The 14,219-nt window shown below is 72.3% G+C and carries 14 protein-coding genes; 5 read left to right on the plus strand and 9 right to left on the minus strand.

All coding sequences use genetic code 11. The features are described from left to right. Positions 1 to 19 precede the first annotated feature (19 nt). Positions 20 to 1,195 carry an MFS transporter gene (locus AB0H84_RS16590; protein WP_357604094.1) on the plus strand — a complete coding sequence of 392 codons (1,176 nt, stop codon included), beginning with the start codon at positions 20 to 22 and terminating at the stop codon, positions 1,193 to 1,195. Here the strand turns inward: AB0H84_RS16590 and AB0H84_RS16595 are convergent. From AB0H84_RS16595 to AB0H84_RS16625, 7 genes are all read right to left on the minus strand, one after another. Beyond that, complete coding sequence (locus AB0H84_RS16595; protein WP_357604096.1) at positions 1,181 to 2,896, minus strand: YfjP family GTPase; 1,716 nt, start codon at positions 2,894 to 2,896, stop codon at positions 1,181 to 1,183. The two genes, AB0H84_RS16590 and AB0H84_RS16595, sit on opposite strands and share 15 nt — an antisense overlap. After that, a complete protein-coding gene (locus AB0H84_RS16600; RefSeq protein WP_357604097.1) occupies positions 2,893 to 4,584 on the minus strand; it encodes an ABC transporter in 1,692 nt (563 codons plus the stop codon). The genes AB0H84_RS16595 and AB0H84_RS16600 overlap by 4 nt, the downstream gene beginning before the upstream one ends. 29 nt (positions 4,585 to 4,613) lie before the next feature. Next, positions 4,614 to 5,291 carry a response regulator transcription factor gene (locus tag AB0H84_RS16605; protein ID WP_357604288.1) on the minus strand — a complete coding sequence of 226 codons (678 nt, stop codon included), beginning with the start codon at positions 5,289 to 5,291 and terminating at the stop codon, positions 4,614 to 4,616. Between the two features lie 44 nt (positions 5,292 to 5,335). Then, the gene (locus AB0H84_RS16610) at positions 5,336 to 6,748 is read right to left on the minus strand and encodes a HAMP domain-containing sensor histidine kinase (RefSeq protein WP_357604099.1); all 1,413 of its coding nucleotides are present in this window, start codon (positions 6,746 to 6,748) and stop codon (positions 5,336 to 5,338) included. Next, entirely contained in the window at positions 6,748 to 7,440 is a 693-nt protein-coding gene (locus tag AB0H84_RS16615) for a response regulator transcription factor (protein WP_349449128.1), read from the minus strand. Before AB0H84_RS16615 ends, AB0H84_RS16610 begins: the two co-directional genes overlap by 1 nt. A gap of 17 nt (positions 7,441 to 7,457) precedes the next feature. Further along, a complete protein-coding gene (gene lhgO, locus AB0H84_RS16620; RefSeq protein ID WP_357604101.1) occupies positions 7,458 to 8,648 on the minus strand; it encodes an L-2-hydroxyglutarate oxidase in 1,191 nt (396 codons plus the stop codon). A 67-nt stretch (positions 8,649 to 8,715) separates the two neighbouring features. Continuing rightward, on the minus strand, positions 8,716 to 9,090 hold the full coding sequence (locus AB0H84_RS16625) for a hypothetical protein (protein WP_357604102.1): 375 nt from the start codon (positions 9,088 to 9,090) through the stop codon (positions 8,716 to 8,718). 138 nt (positions 9,091 to 9,228) lie between these two features. Between AB0H84_RS16625 and AB0H84_RS16630 the strand changes: the two genes are divergently transcribed. The 3 genes from AB0H84_RS16630 (at position 9,229) to AB0H84_RS16640 (ending at position 11,017) form a co-directional block, all read left to right on the plus strand. Further along, positions 9,229 to 9,744, plus strand: a complete 516-nt coding sequence (locus tag AB0H84_RS16630; RefSeq protein WP_357604104.1) for an alpha/beta fold hydrolase — start codon at positions 9,229 to 9,231, stop codon at positions 9,742 to 9,744. Further along, entirely contained in the window at positions 9,699 to 9,923 is a 225-nt protein-coding gene (locus AB0H84_RS16635; protein ID WP_357604106.1) for an alpha/beta hydrolase, read from the plus strand. The genes AB0H84_RS16630 and AB0H84_RS16635 overlap by 46 nt, the downstream gene beginning before the upstream one ends. 161 nt (positions 9,924 to 10,084) lie before the next feature. Beyond that, positions 10,085 to 11,017 (plus strand): GNAT family N-acetyltransferase, encoded by a 933-nt coding sequence (locus AB0H84_RS16640; protein ID WP_357604108.1) that lies wholly within the window; start codon positions 10,085 to 10,087, stop codon positions 11,015 to 11,017. 15 nt (positions 11,018 to 11,032) lie between these two features. Here the strand turns inward: AB0H84_RS16640 and AB0H84_RS16645 are convergent, their stop codons facing one another. Both AB0H84_RS16645 and AB0H84_RS16650 read right to left on the minus strand, forming a co-directional pair. Next, positions 11,033 to 11,689: a response regulator transcription factor gene (locus AB0H84_RS16645; RefSeq protein WP_357604110.1), complete on the minus strand. Its 657-nt coding sequence runs from the start codon at positions 11,687 to 11,689 to the stop codon at positions 11,033 to 11,035. Further along, positions 11,686 to 12,789 (minus strand): histidine kinase, encoded by a 1,104-nt coding sequence (locus AB0H84_RS16650; protein WP_357604112.1) that lies wholly within the window; start codon positions 12,787 to 12,789, stop codon positions 11,686 to 11,688. Before AB0H84_RS16650 ends, AB0H84_RS16645 begins: the two co-directional genes overlap by 4 nt. A gap of 131 nt (positions 12,790 to 12,920) precedes the next feature. Here AB0H84_RS16650 and AB0H84_RS16655 point away from each other — a divergent pair, with 131 nt between their 5' ends. Continuing rightward, positions 12,921 to 14,219, plus strand: a complete 1,299-nt coding sequence (locus tag AB0H84_RS16655; protein ID WP_357604113.1) for an alpha/beta fold hydrolase — start codon at positions 12,921 to 12,923, stop codon at positions 14,217 to 14,219.

The raw sequence follows: 14,219 nt of genomic DNA on the forward strand, positions 1-14,219 counted from the left end.
AAGGGATAGCGTGCGGCGTATGGAACCGGTGCCGTACCGCAGGCTGCTCGGGCTGCCCGGCGTGCCCGCACAGGCTGTCCTGGGCTTCCTGGCGCAGCTCACCCAGCAGGTCGCGCCTGTCGGGATGGTGCTGGTGGTGCAGGGCTCGAGCGGGTCGCTGGCGCTGGCCGGGGTGACCGCGGCGGCGTTCTCCGTGGGAGCGGGCATGGGCCGCCCGGTGCAGGGGCGGCTCATGGACCGGCGCGGGTCCGGGCCGGTGCTGGCCGCCACTGCGCTGCTGCACGTGGCGGCGCTCGTCGCGCTGGTCGTGGGCGCCGGCCACTGGGCCTGGTGGATCGTGGTGGCGCTGGCCTGGGTGGCGGGGGTGGGACTGCCGCCCATCTCCGTCAGCATGCGGATCGAGTGGGGCCGCCGGATGGCGGGCGAGGGGCGTACGGCCGCCTACAGCCTCGTGTATTTGGTGCAGGAGCTGGCCATGCTCCTGGGACCGCTGGCGTTCGGGACGCTGATCGCGATCATGCCCGCTTCCGGGGCTCCGCTGGGGCTGGGCCTCGTGGCCGTGGCGGCCGGGGCCGGGACGCTGGGCTTCGCCCGCGCGCTGCGGGCCGGGTCCGGCGTGCCCTCGCGGGAGCGCGGGCGGGTGTTCACGGATCGGCGGATGCCGGTCCTGCTGGCCGTGGTGCTGCTGCTCGGCGGGACGCTGGGAGCGCTGCAGGTGGGCGTGCCAGCGCTGGCCGCCGCGCGTGGGGTGCCCGCGGCGACCGGGCCGCTGGTGGCGGCGCTCTCGCTGGGCGGGATCGCGGGGGCCGCCGCCTACGGCGCCCGCGCCTGGCGGTCCGGGGCCGGGGTGCGGATCGTCGGGCTGATGCTGGCGCTCGGGGTGGTGCTGGCGCCGCTGGCGGTGGTGGAGGCGTGGCCGCTGTTCTGGGCGGTGCTGTTCGGCGGCGGGCTGGTGTTCAATCCGGCGCTGACCACGTCTTCGCTGCTGGTGGACGAGTTCGCGCCGGCGGCGCAGGCGGAGGCGTTCGGGTGGATCTCCACGGCCATCGGTGTGGGGGGCGCTCTGGGGTCGGGGGCCGCGGGGGTGATCGGGGAGCGGTTAGGGGCGTCGGCGCCTTTCCTGGCGGCGTCCGGGTTCGCGGTGGCGGGGGCCGGGCTGGCGGCCGTGCTGCTCCGGCCGTCACGTGCCGCCTAGGGCTCGGTCGATCGCCTCGGTGAAGCGGGCGTACCGGTCGAGCTCCGCTCGCACGGGGGCCAGCACGAGGTCGTCGCTCACCTGGCCGATGGCCGTACGCAGGGCTCTGGCCGTACGCCTGGCCCTTCTCCTGCCGCCTGCCCACGCGGCCAGCCTCGACAGCAAGGCGATCAGCACGCCGGCGAGCGCCCCGCCGAGCAGCAGCACCGTCGGCCACGGCACCACGCCCGCGGTCGGGAGCGGCGGCTGGGGCAGGCGCAGGTAGTCCATCGCGAACAGCCCGCCCAGCCACAGGCCACCGGCGAGCATGGCCGCGAACACCAGCCACTGCAGGGCGTTCACGGCCCGCCACCACCTGGGACGCCTGGTGGCGCGGCGGGAGTTCACGGCCACCGCCCGGTCCACCGCGTCGGACAGCTCCCCGGAACGGGAGCGCGCCGCCTGCCGCACCGCCGCCGCCCACGGACCTGGCAGGCCCGCTGCGGCCGCCTCGCCGACGTCCCTGATCGCCGTCTCGACCTTCGCCCTCTGTACGGCCGAGGCCGCGGGTACGGACGTACGGCCGACGATCCCCGCCCCGGACGCCGCCGGCACGGACGTACGGCCGACGATCGCCGCCCCGGACGCCGGACGCTCGTCCGGCGGCCCGCCCGCCAGTTCGCCCTGTTCGCTCGGACGCCTGCCTGCCGGGACGGTGGTGCCGACGCGCAGCCGGCGCAGCGGGTCGGGTCTGAGCTTCCGTATCCAGCGGGTGACGGGCCACCCCGTGGCGACGACGGCACGGTGCCGATGTCCCTTGGCCACGGCCTCGACGACCAGCGGCACCCCGGCCGCGTCACACAGCGCCGTGGTGAGCGCGCGGTCCATCCCCACCGTCCGCCCCGCGCCGCCCTCCGCCGCCGGCCCGCCGAGGTGGGTGGCGGCGGTGGTGATGTCGGCGGCGAGGCGCGTGGACCAGGACCTGCGGTGTGCGACGCGGTCACCGAGGAGCGCGCGGAGCTCGCCGAGCCCCGCACCGGTACGGGCGGACACGGCGAGGACCGGGACGCCCGCCAGGCCGTCCTCCTCCAGCAGGCGGCGGAGGTCCGCGAGGCAGCGCTCGACGGCCTGCGCGGGAAGCCGGTCCACCTGGTTGAGCAGCACCAGCATCACGTCCCGGTGCGCGGCCAGCGGGCGCAGGTAGCGCTCGTGAAGGGCGGCGTCGGCGTACTTCTGCGGGTCCACCACCCAGACCAGCAGGTCCACCAGCTCCACCAGGCGGTCCACCTCCAGGCGATGGGAGAGCCGGATGGAGTCGTGGTCGGGCAGATCCAGGAGGATAAGTCCGGACAGGTCGGATGCGGTGGCGGCGGAGTGGCGCTGGGGGATGTCCAGCCAGTCCAGCAGCGGGCCGGAGCCCTCGCCGTCCCATAGCGCTGCCTGCGCGGTCGAGGTGGTGGGCCGTACGACACCCACCGCCGCCAGGTCCTCTCCCGCCAGGGCGTTGTAGAGGGAGGACTTGCCGCTGCCCGTCGCGCCCGCCAGCGCGGCCACCGTGTGGTCGATCGAGAGGTTGCGGCGTGCCCCGGCCCGTTCGGCGACCGCGCGTGCGCCGGACACCGCCTCCTCGGCCAGCCGCCCCTCGGCCAGCGAGGCCGCCTCGGACAGGGCAGCCAGCCGGGAGTCGAGAGACGGGCCTTCCTTACGGCGGAGCAGCTTCATGGCCGCTCCATCATGTGGATGCGCTCGGCCGCCACCCGGAGCGCGTTCGCCGTCCCGCTGGGCGGCTCCACCGCCTCCAGCTGGGCCGTGAACCGGTACGACTCCTCCTCCAGCAGCCTGCGCACCCGGTCCCGCAGGTCCGCCCGCGCGGACACGGTCAGCGTACGCACCGCCTGGTCCCCGAAGACGGCCTCGAGCAGCTTCTGCGACAGCAGGCTCGTCCCGCCCGCGATGCCGACCTCGATCCCGGTCAGCCCGCCCGTCGAGGCGAACGCGGCCAGCATGAGCAGCAGCCCCGCCCCGTTCACCCCGAACGACGCCACGCGGGCGGCCGTCCGCCGCTCCGAGCCCTCCTCCCGTACGAGGTCCAGGACGAACTCCTGCCACCCGCGGACCGCCGACTCCGAGCGCTTGGCCAGGTCGGGCGAGGCGCGGCCGAGGCGGGCGGCCTCCATGGGGCCGAGCCGTTCGAGCAGGCCGGGACCGCCGGGCGCGGCCGACCAGCCTTCCAGGGCGCGCTCGGCGGCCCCGTCGGCGGCGCCCCTGATGAGCGCCTCCACGCCGCTCTCCAGGGCGTCCCTGAGCTGGACCTCCGGCATCCGCCCCGTGAAGAAGCCGACGATCCGGTCGCGCAGCCAGCCGACCCGGCTCTCCAGGGAGCGCATGAGGTCGCCGGTGCCGATGAAGTCCTGCCAGCGGGCCAGCACCTCGCCGCGCAGCAGCGACCCGTCACGCATGCCCGCGTCGAAGTCGGCCAGCCCGCCCGCGTACGCGCCCGCCACGATGGAGCGCAGGCCCTCGAAGGCCGCCTGCTGGCGTTCGACGGCCTCGGCCAGCACGGGGACCCGGGTGGCCAGGCTGTCGAGCGCTCCCGACAGCGTCTGGCGTACGACGCGGGATCTCTCCTGGGCGTCGGCGGCCAGCCCGGTGAGCCAGGACGAGATGGGCCGCACGGTCTCCGCGGGCAGCCTGGCCCGCTCGGAGGGGAGCGCGGCCTCGGGGACGGTGAACAGCAGGGTGCCTTCGAGGCCGTTCTCGGCGAGGAGGCGGGAGAGGTCGCGCGAGACGGGGCCGACCGCGTCCGGGGGCACCCGGTCCAGTACGAGGGCCAGGGCGGTGCTGCGTTCGCGGGCGGAGCGCAGGAAGCTCCACGGCACCTCGTCGGCGTACCGGGCGGCGGTCGTGACGAACAACCACAGATCGGCGGCGGCCAGCAGTTGCGCGGCGAGCTCCCGGTTGGCGACCACCACGGAGTCGATGTCGGGCGCGTCGAGCAGCGCGAGACCGGGACCCAGCGCGTCGGAGGGGACCACCCGCAGCTCTCCGGGCCCGGCGCCGGTGGCACGGGACAGGCCGGGCAGCACGTTCTGGCCCATGAACCAGGCCCGGTCGGCCGGGCTGACCACGAGTGTGGGCACCAGCGTGGTGGGCCGCAGCACGCCGGGCTCGGTCACGTCGGCCCCGACCAGCGAGTTGACCAGCGTGGACTTGCCCGCCCCCGTGGACCCGCCGACGACGGCCAGCAGCGGCGCGTCGAGGGCGCGCAGGCGGGGCAGCAGGTAGTCGTCGAGCTGGCCGGCGAGCTCGCGCTGCGCGCGCCGGTCGCCCGCCGCATCGCCGACCGCCAGGGGGAACAGCTCGCGACCCAGCGGCCGGCGCAGCGCCTCCAACGCGCCCAGCAGGTCCATGGAGTCACGCTACCCACGGTGGGCCGTGTTCAGCCTGTGGGCGGCTCTCTCAGCACGTAGCCGACGCTGCGCAGGGTGTGGATGAGGCGCGGCTCGACGTCGTCCACCTTGCGCCTGAGGTAGGAGACGTACGACTCGACGACACCCGCGTCGCCGCCGAAGTCGTAGTTCCACACGTGGTCCAGGATCTGCGCCTTCGACAGCACGCGGCCCGCGTTGACCATGAAGTAGTGCAGCAGCTTGAACTCCGTCGGCGACAGGCGTACCTGCCGTCCGGCCCGCCACACCTCGCGGGCGTCCTCGTCCAGCTCCAGGTCGGCCACCTTGAGCTTGCTGGCGGGCGCGCCCTCCCCGCGCGTGCGCCGCAGCACGGCCCGGATCCTGGCCTGCACCTCCTCCAGGCTGAACGGCTTGGTCACGTAGTCGTCCCCCACCCGCAGCCCGGCGATCTTGTCCTCGGTGTCGCCGCGGGCGGTCAGGAAGAGCACGGGGGCGTCGATCCGCTTGGCCACCTCGAACCCGTCCAGGTCCGGCAGCATCACGTCGAGCACCACGAGGTCGGGCGAGGTCCGGTCGGCCACCTCGACGGCCTCATGCCCGTCGGCGGCGGTCAGCACCTCGAACCCGGAGAAGCGCAGGCTGGCGGACAAGAGGTCCCGGATGCTGGGCTCGTCGTCCACCACCATGATCAGCGCCTCGGATTTCATCACCTACTTAGAGTGACTCAGCGACCTGAGGGTTAGCTGAACGCTCACTCCAAGGCAAGTGGGAGTTCGACCCGGAAGGTGGAGCCGGCTTCCGGCGAGCTCTCCACCGTCACTGTGCCGCCGTGGGCGTGGACGAGCGCCTGCACGATGGCGAGGCCCAGCCCGCTGCCCCTGTCCTCGCCGGACCGGCGGCGCGACCGGGCGGAGTCGGCGCGGTAGAAGCGCTCGAAGACGCGCTCGACCTGCTCGGGGGTGAGCCCGGGCCCTTGGTCGACCACCTCGAGGAAGAACGTCTTCGCGCCCGCCCCGGCCCGCAGGACGATCGGCGAGCCCGGCTCGGTGTAGATGATCGCGTTGCTGACGAGGTTGCTGATGACCTGGCGCAGGCGTACCTCGTCGCCCGAGACGATCAGGGCCGCGCCGCCGATCACGTCCAGCTTGATGATCCGGTCGGGTGCGAGGATCCTCGCGTCCTGCACGGCGTCCGCGGCCAGGGCCAGCATGTCCACCGGGCGCATCGTGAGCGGCCGCTGCTGGTCCACCCTGGCCAGCAGCAGCAGGTCGTCCACCAGCAGGCTCATCCGGCCCGCGGCCTTCTCCACGCGCTGCATCAGCTCGGCGGGGTCGGCGCCGGGGTTCTGCCTGGCGTACTCGGCGAACCCGCGGATCGAGGTCAGCGGGGTGCGCAGCTCGTGCGAGGCGTCGCCGACGAACTGCCGCATGCGGTCCTCGGAGCGGCGCGCCGCCGCCTCGGACGCCGACCTCGCCGTGAAGGCGGCCTCGATCTGGGCGAGCATCCCGTTCAGCGACCTGGCCAGGCGTCCCACCTCGGTACGCGGGTCGGCGTCCGGCACCCGGCGGCCCAGCTCTCCCCCGGCGATGGCCTCGGCCGTGCGCTCGATCTGGCCGAGCGGGCGCATGCTCCGCCGCACGATGGTGACGCCCACGACGGCCAGCAGGAGCAGGATGCCGCCGCCGCCCAGCAGCTCGATGAGCACGAGCCGCCTGGTGATCGCGTCGACCTCCTCCAGGTCCACCGCGACCACGAGCGTGCGCCGCTGGACCGTGCTCTCCAGCACCCGCCACTCACCGTCGCCGCTGATCGCGTGCGTGGTGTACGGATCCGCGCCCGGCGACGGCGACAGCACCGGCTTCGGCTTCACGTCCACGTCGCGGTCGGTCAGCATCGGCACGAACTGGCCGCCGGGCTCCTTGACGAGCGCGATCGCGTCGGACTCGATGAGGATCGGCCGGTCGGCGGTCTCCCTGTCGTTGCGCCAGTCGCTCTTGACCTTCTTGACCATGCGGGCGCTGAGCAGGGTGAGCTGGCTGTCCACCCGATCGAGGAGATAGCCGTGCAGCACCGAGACGCTCACCAGGCCGATGAAGGTCAGCCCGAACCCGAGCAGCGCCACCATCGACGCGATGAGCTTGATCCGCAGCGGCAGGCCGCGCATCAGGGGCTCGGCGGCAGGCGCAGCACGTATCCGACACCGCGCAGGGTGTGGATGAGCCGGGGGCTGCGATTGTCGATCTTCCGGCGGAGCACGGACACGTACGACTCGACGATGCCCACCTCGCCCCGGAAGTCGTAGTCCCACACGTGGTCGAGGATCTGCGGCTTGGACAGGACGCGGCCGGCGTTCGTCATGAAGTAGCGCAGCAGCTTGAACTCGGTCGGCGACAGCGCCACCGCGTTGCCCCCGCGCCACACCTCGTGGCTCTCCTCGTCCAGCTCGATGTCGGCGAACGTGAGCCGCGGCGGGGCCGCCGGGAGGTCGCCGCTCGTGCGGCGCAGGACCGCGTGGATCCGGGCGACCACCTCCTCCAGGCTGAACGGCTTGGTCACGTAGTCGTCGCCGCCGATCGTGAGCCCGCGGATCTTGTCCTCGGTCTCGTCACGGGCGGTGAGGAACACCACGGGCGTGTGCAGCCCGCCGCCGCGCAGCCGCCTGACGATCTCGAAGCCGTCCAGGTCCGGCAGCATCACGTCGAGCACGACGAGATCAGGACGGTGCCGCTGGACGGCGGCGACGGCGTCGTGGCCGCTCTTCGCGGTGGTCACGTCGAAACCCGCGAACCTCAGGCTGGCGGCGAGCAGCTCGAGGATGTTCGGGTCGTCTTCGACGATCAGTAGGCGTGATTCCATCACGTTCAAGGATGCCCTCATCGGACGAGTGCTGGGACAATTCCGGCGATATGCCGGGCAATTGCCAGGCTTGACGTGGCCGCGGGCGAAGGCGCGTTGCGTACCAGGACGATGTTGCCGTGCACGTCGACCACGAAGTCGTCGAGCAGGCGGCCGTCCCTGGCGACGGCCTGGGCGCGGACGCCGCCGGGGGCTCGTACGAGATCGGCGGCGGCGAGCTCGGGGACGTAGCGGCGCGCCCCGTTGAGGAAGGCTTTTTTGACGATGGAGCCGTAGGTCTCTTTGATCCCGGTACGCCAGTGAGCCCGGGCCATGCGCAATGTCCCCGGCCAGCTGAGAATCCGCCCGAAATCACGGATATTTCGCCATTGGTAGCCCTCATAGGCGAGGGCGAGCACCGCGTTCGGCCCCACGAGCACCCGGCCGTCGATCTGCCGCGTCAGGTGCACCCCCAGGAACGGATAGCGCGGATCCGGCACCGGATAGATCAGCCCGCGCACCAGGTCCTTGGCCGCATCCGTGAGCGCGTAGAACTCCCCTCGGAACGGGACGATCCGCACATCACCCGGATGCCCCGCCAGCTGGGCCACCTTGTCGGTCCCGAGCCCCCCGCACACCACCAGGCGGTCGAAGGCGAACCTCCGCTTCGCCGCCACCACCTCGACCTTTCCCGAACGCTCCCTGATCCCCCTGACCGGATGCGACAGGCGTACGGAACCGCCCATCTCCGCCACGTCGAGCGCGAGCCTGCGGGCGACGGCGGGGAAGTCGCAGATCGCGGTGTACGGCGAGTGGATCGCGCCGACGCCGACCGCGTGCGGCTCGATCTCGCGCAGCGCGAGCGCGTCGAGCTCGGCGATGCCGGGCACGCCGTTGGCGCGCGCCCGCTCGGCCAGCGCGCTCAGCAGCGGCCGCTCGGCCTGGTTACTCGCGACGACCAGCTTGCCGACCTCGTCGTACGGCAGCGCGTGCGCGGCGCAGTACTCCTTGAGCAGCGCCACGCCCTCCCGGCACAACCTGGCCTTGAGCGAGCCGGGCGGGTAGTAGATGCCCGCGTGAACGACGCCGCTGTTGTGCCCGGTCTGGTGGGCGCCGACGTGCGACTCCTTCTCCAGCACGGTCACCTCGGCGCCCCTGGTCCTCGCCAGCTCGCGCGCCACGGCCAGGCCGACGATGCCGGCTCCCACGACCCCGATCTTCTCCGTCACATGACGATTTTCCGCGCTAACCGGCCCTCACCGCCATATCCGTACGAATCCGCGCCTCTTGAGCACCTCATCGGGAGTTGCGCATGGTCGCGGTGAACATGTCGCCACGCAACGCCTGCTCCACGACGGCGATGGAGCGGGCCAGGCGGACCAGACGTGGCCCCTCCTCGCGATAGACGTCGAGCACCGCCTCGACAGCATGAGGAGGGAGCTGACCTTTGAGATCCACCGCGGCACTCCGGTATCCCGCCCGAGCCGCTTCAACCGCCGCGTTCACGTGGTGAAGAGCCATCCTGGCCAAGGCGATCGGGAAGCGTTTCAAGATTTCATAGGCCCGGTAGTCCGGGGGCACGGCATCGAGCAGCCAGGCCACGGCCGAGGTCTCCCAGTCGGGAACGCTGGGTGGACGGACCTCGGGCGGCCACTCCGGCGGCAGATACATGAGACCATCGTACTCACGTTCGATTTCGAGTCACGAGGCCGCGCTCCGGACCTGCGGGGCATCAGCCCCCGTACGGATCTGGCGCGACCAGTAGTTCTACAGAAGGCACCAGTAGCCGGCGTCAGCATGCTTTGAGGCATGCAAAACGTGAACATCTGGAGCGAAGAGTTCGGCGCCGAGACGGATGCGCCGATCCTGTTGATCATGGGTTCGATGTCGCAGGGCATCCTGTGGCCGGACGAGTTCGCCGGCCGACTGACCGCCGGAGACCGCCGGGTGATCCGGTACGACCACCGTGACACCGGCATGTCGGGCACCGTCGACTTCGAGGCGGAGCCGTACACATGGGACGACATCAAGAACGACGTCTACCGCGTGATGGATGACCACGGCCTGGAGAGCGCGCACCTGGTCTGCCACTCGGCGGGCGGCCTGCTCGGCCAGTTCGTCGCCGTGGAACGGCCCGAGCGGGTGCGCTCGCTGACCGTCATCGGCTCCTCCCCGCTCGGCGGCGGCGAGGGCCAGGTGATCATGCGCGGCGCCTGCAGGAACGGATCTACGACCGGGCCCGCGACCTGTCGGCGGTGGTCAACCACCGGCTGGCAGCCATGGCCAAGCCCGACTTCGAGCCGGTGGGCGTGCTCCATCAGGTGAAGGCGCCCACACTGGTCATCGAGGGCAGCCATGAGCCGGCCAAGCCGGGCCACAGCGCGATCATCGCCGAGCAGATCCCAGGGGCGCGGCTGATGATCGTGGCGGGCATGGGGCACACACTGCCGCCGGAGGTACACGAGGAACTGGCTGCCGCCATCCTCGCGCACACGGCCGAGTGACGCGTGTTCAGCCCCTGGTAGCCTGCGTCCGCCATCGCGCCGACGCGATTTCACCCCTCATGAAGGTGTGTGCCGCCGCCTTCGGGCCGCACAAAGGCGGGCTTCAACACGTGACCGGACATTTTGCTCAGATTATGACAAAGGTTAGGTATTTTCCCCAGATGATCTCCTACCGCCCTACCGTCGCCGCCGACCTCGACCGCGTGACCGCGTGGAGCGTGACCGAGCCCGTCGGCTGGATCTCCGCCGACCGTTATCTCGCAGAGCTGGCCGAGAACATGTACCGGCCGGAATGGACGTGGATCGCCGAGGTCGACGACCAGGTCGTGGGGCGGGCGCTGTGGTGGGGGCCGAGGGACAGCGCGTACCCGGTCGCACTCGACTGCCTCGACGTGGACCCCGCAGTGGGTGAGCGCACGGCCATCGCCGCCGAGCTGATCAGGGCCGCGCTGCCCGGATTCCCGCAGCCGGTGCAGTACGCGATCAAGGCAGCCGGCGGCTGGCGCGACGATCCGCTCACCTCGGCGGCCGTGGAATGGCGGCGGGCGGCAGCACACGCGGCCGGCCTCACCCGGGAAGTGGAGCGGCTGCAGTTCGAGTGGACACCCGCCGACGGGCTGCCTCCGGCGACCGGCGTGCTGCGGTTCGCCGAGGCGTCCGACGAGGAGTTCCTGACGGTGTTCACGAGAATCGCCGAGGGCAGCCTGGACGCCCAGACCCGAACGAGCGTGGCGGCCAAGGGCGTGGACGCGACCGCGCGCGAAGAGATGGACTTCTATCTCAGGGCGCCGGGCAAGCGGGAGTGGTGGCGGATCGGCTATACGCACGAGGGCGAGGTGGCGGGAATGGCGATCCCCTCCGCGACGCCGTACAGCGTGAACGTGGGGTACCTCGGGGTGGTCCCGGAGTTCCGGGGGCGCGGCTACGTGGACGAGATACTCGGCGAGATCACCCGCATGCACGCGGCCAACGGAGAGCTACGCATCACCGCCACCACCGACGTGGGCAACGCGCCGATGGCGGCCGCGTTCGGGCGCGCCGGATACCGCAACACGGAGATCCGGATCAACCTCTCCAACGACCGCCGGCCCTAGCCCGTCCGGTGACGCTCACGCTCCGGGCTGGATGAGGCCCGTCTCGTAGGCGGCGATGACGGCCTGGATCCGGTCGCGGAGGCCGAGCTTGGTCAGCACGTTGCTGACGTGCGTCTTCACCGTGTGCTCGCTGACCACCAGCTCCGCCGCGATCTCAGGGTTCGACAGGCCGCGGCCGAGCAGGGTGAGGGTCTCGCGCTCGCGCCCTGTCAGCCTGCTCAGGTCCGCGGGGGGCGGCCCGGGGCGGGCCCGCTTGCGGACGATGTCGTCGATCAGCCGGCGGGCGACCGCGGGCGCGAGCAGGGCCTCGCCGCCGACGGCGACCCGTATCGCGTGAACGAGGTCGTCGGCGCGCACGTCCTTGAGGAGGAAGCCGCTCGCCCCGGCCTGGAGCGCGTCGTAGACATAGTCGTCCTGGTCGAACGTGGTCAGCATGATGACCTTCGTGGCCGTCTCCGCGCACACGGCCCTGGCGGCCTCGATGCCGTCCATGCCGGGCATCCGGATGTCCAGCAGGGCCACGTCGGGGGCGTGGCGGCGGACCGCCTCGACCGCCTGCCGCCCGTCGCCGGCCTCTGCGACGACCCGCATGTCCGGCTGGGAGTCCACGATCAGCGCGAACCCGCTCCTGACCAGCTCCTGGTCGTCCGCCACCAGCACGCTGATCGTCACATCGGCTCCCCGGCGGGCAGCCTGACGACGACCTCGAACCCCGTGGCGCCCGCGCCGTACGTGACGGTTCCGCCGCAGGCCGCCGCCCGCTCGCGCATGCCGACCAGGCCGTGGCCGCCGCCGCCGGGAGCCGGCCCGCGGCCGTCGTCGGAGATCGTGATCATCAGTTCGTCGTCCTTCCAGTCGAGCCTGACCTCGCCGGTCGTGGCCTGGGCGTGCTTGACCATGTTCGTGAGCGCTTCCTGGACGATGCGGTACGCCGCCACCTCGGCGTCCGCGGGCAGGGCGGCCGGGGCGCCCGAGACCGCCAGCCGTACGGCGGGGCCTGTCTCGGAGACCCGGGCGACCAGGTCCGGGAGAGCGCCCAGGGTGGGCTGCGGGGCACGCGCGGAGTCGGCCTCCCTGAGCAGGTTGAGCATGCGGCGGAGCTGGCCCTGCGCCTCCCGGCCCGTGTCGGCTATCGCCCTGAACGCCCGCTCTGCCCGCTCCGGCGCGTTGCGCACGGCGTACGGCCCGGCCTCGGCCTGGACGATCATGACGCTGATGCCGTGGGCCAGGATGTCGTGCATGTCGCGGGCGATCCTGGCCCGCTCCCGCTCGGCGGCTCGCTCCTCGACCAGGGCCGCGTACTCCCGGTGCTGCACCACGGCGCGGCCCATGACGTAAGCGGCCCCTGCGGTCAGCGCGCTGCGTACGAAGGTCGCGGGCGAGACCGTGACCCCGGGGACCAGGCTGAGCAGGATCGCCAGCGCCCGCTGCCAGCCGGGACAGAGCTCGGCGACCGTGTAGAGACCGGCCACCCAGCCGTACGGGATGGGCTGGGGCGGGATGTCGGGATCCTTGAGCGAGTAGACCGCCGACGCGGCCGCCACCACGACGAACACCGTCATCGGGAAGCGGCGGCGCACCAGCAGCGGCAGCGAGCTGAGGAGCACCGGCCAGTATTCGGCCAGGGTCCACGGTTCGGGGCCGGACATCCTCCGCGTGAACAGGAACGGGACAGTCTGACCGATCAGCGCGGCCAGCGCGATGGCGAAGTCGACGCCGACCGGCGGGATCGCGCGCAGGCGTTCCCTGAGCCTCTTCAGCAGATCGGGCACAAAGGCCAAGTATCCCCCGTGTCTCCCCCACGCGAGGGAGGGGCCAGATCGCCTGCGTCGGCGATGCCCTTAAAGGCCGATTTTTCGAGACTTGTCGTTGTTCGCAGCACTTCGTAGACGGAGAAACACCGATGAAGCTCGTGGCCGCCGCTCTCCTGGCAGCATCCCTCCACACCCCAGCCGGCCAGGACGTGTCGCTGAAGACGACCGACGTCACCTTCACGACCACGGACGGACAGCGGCTGGGCGGCGAGATCTTCCGGCCCGCGCGCGCGACGGGCGACCTGCCGGGCCTCCTCCTCGTGCACGGGTCGGGCGCCGGCAACAGCTGGCGGGAGCTGCGCGCCGAGGCCGAGGCCTTCGCCAGGCAGGGCATGGTGGTGCTGGCCCCCGACAAGCGGGCCACCGGTTACTCCAAGACGCACCGCGACTACTCCCAACTGGCCGACGACGCGCTGGCGGCGCTGGCCGTGCTCAGGCGGCAGCCCGGCGTGGGACCCACGGGGGTGTGGGGGCTCAGCGAGGGCGGCTGGGTGGCGCCGATCGCGGCCGTCCGGTCGAAGGACGTGAAGTTCCTGGTCACCGTGGGCGGCCCCGGCCTCGCCCCGCTGCGCACCCAGTCCTGGAACGCGATGAACAAGCTCGACCGGGCCGGCGTGCGCGGCTCGCTGCGCCGGGCGTACGCCGGCTCGCTGCACCGGCTGGCGGCCGACGCCGGGCTCTTCCCCGAGGCGTACTACGACCCGGCGGTCACGCTCGGCAGGCTCACGCAGCCGGTGCTCGCCATGTGGGGCGCCGCCGACAACCAGGTGATGCCGGCCGAGAGCGCCCAGCGGTTCCGCGCGAACGTGCACAGCAGCCTGACCGTGAAGTTCTTCCCGGGCGCTCCCCACGCGCTGCACGTGAACGAGAGCACCCTCACCCCCGGGTACGCCGAGGCGGTGGGGTCGTGGGTGACGGGCGTGGCCGCGGGAGACGTCCCGCCCTCCAGCGCGCAGCCGTACCCCGCGCAGGAGTCGCGGAGCATCGACACTCCGCCGTCGGCCTGGTGGGAGTCGTGGCAGCTGATGGTCGGCGCCATGGCGCTGATGCTGCTGGCCTTCCTGGCCTACGCCGTGCGCCGCCTGGGCGCGGGCTCCTGGGCCGCCCGCATCCTGGCCGTCTCGGGCGCCCTGTCGATCGTCGCCATGGCGTACACGCTGGTCAGCCTGCTCATGACGTCCAACGGCCTCGGCGTCACGACCGGCCCGATGCTGCTCGGCCGTCCCGTCACCTGGCTGGCCGCCCAGCTGTTCGCGGCCGTCGCCACTGTCGCCGCGCTCACCTGTCTCACCCGGTGGCGTACGGCCTCGCTCAGGGTGCGCATGGTCGCGGTCGCGGGCACCCTGTTCATCCCCTGGGCTCTGTACTGGGGGCTGCTCATCCCTTGA

The organism is Nonomuraea sp. NPDC050786 (assembly GCF_040654115.1).
Lineage (GTDB): Bacteria > Actinomycetota > Actinomycetes > Streptosporangiales > Streptosporangiaceae > Nonomuraea.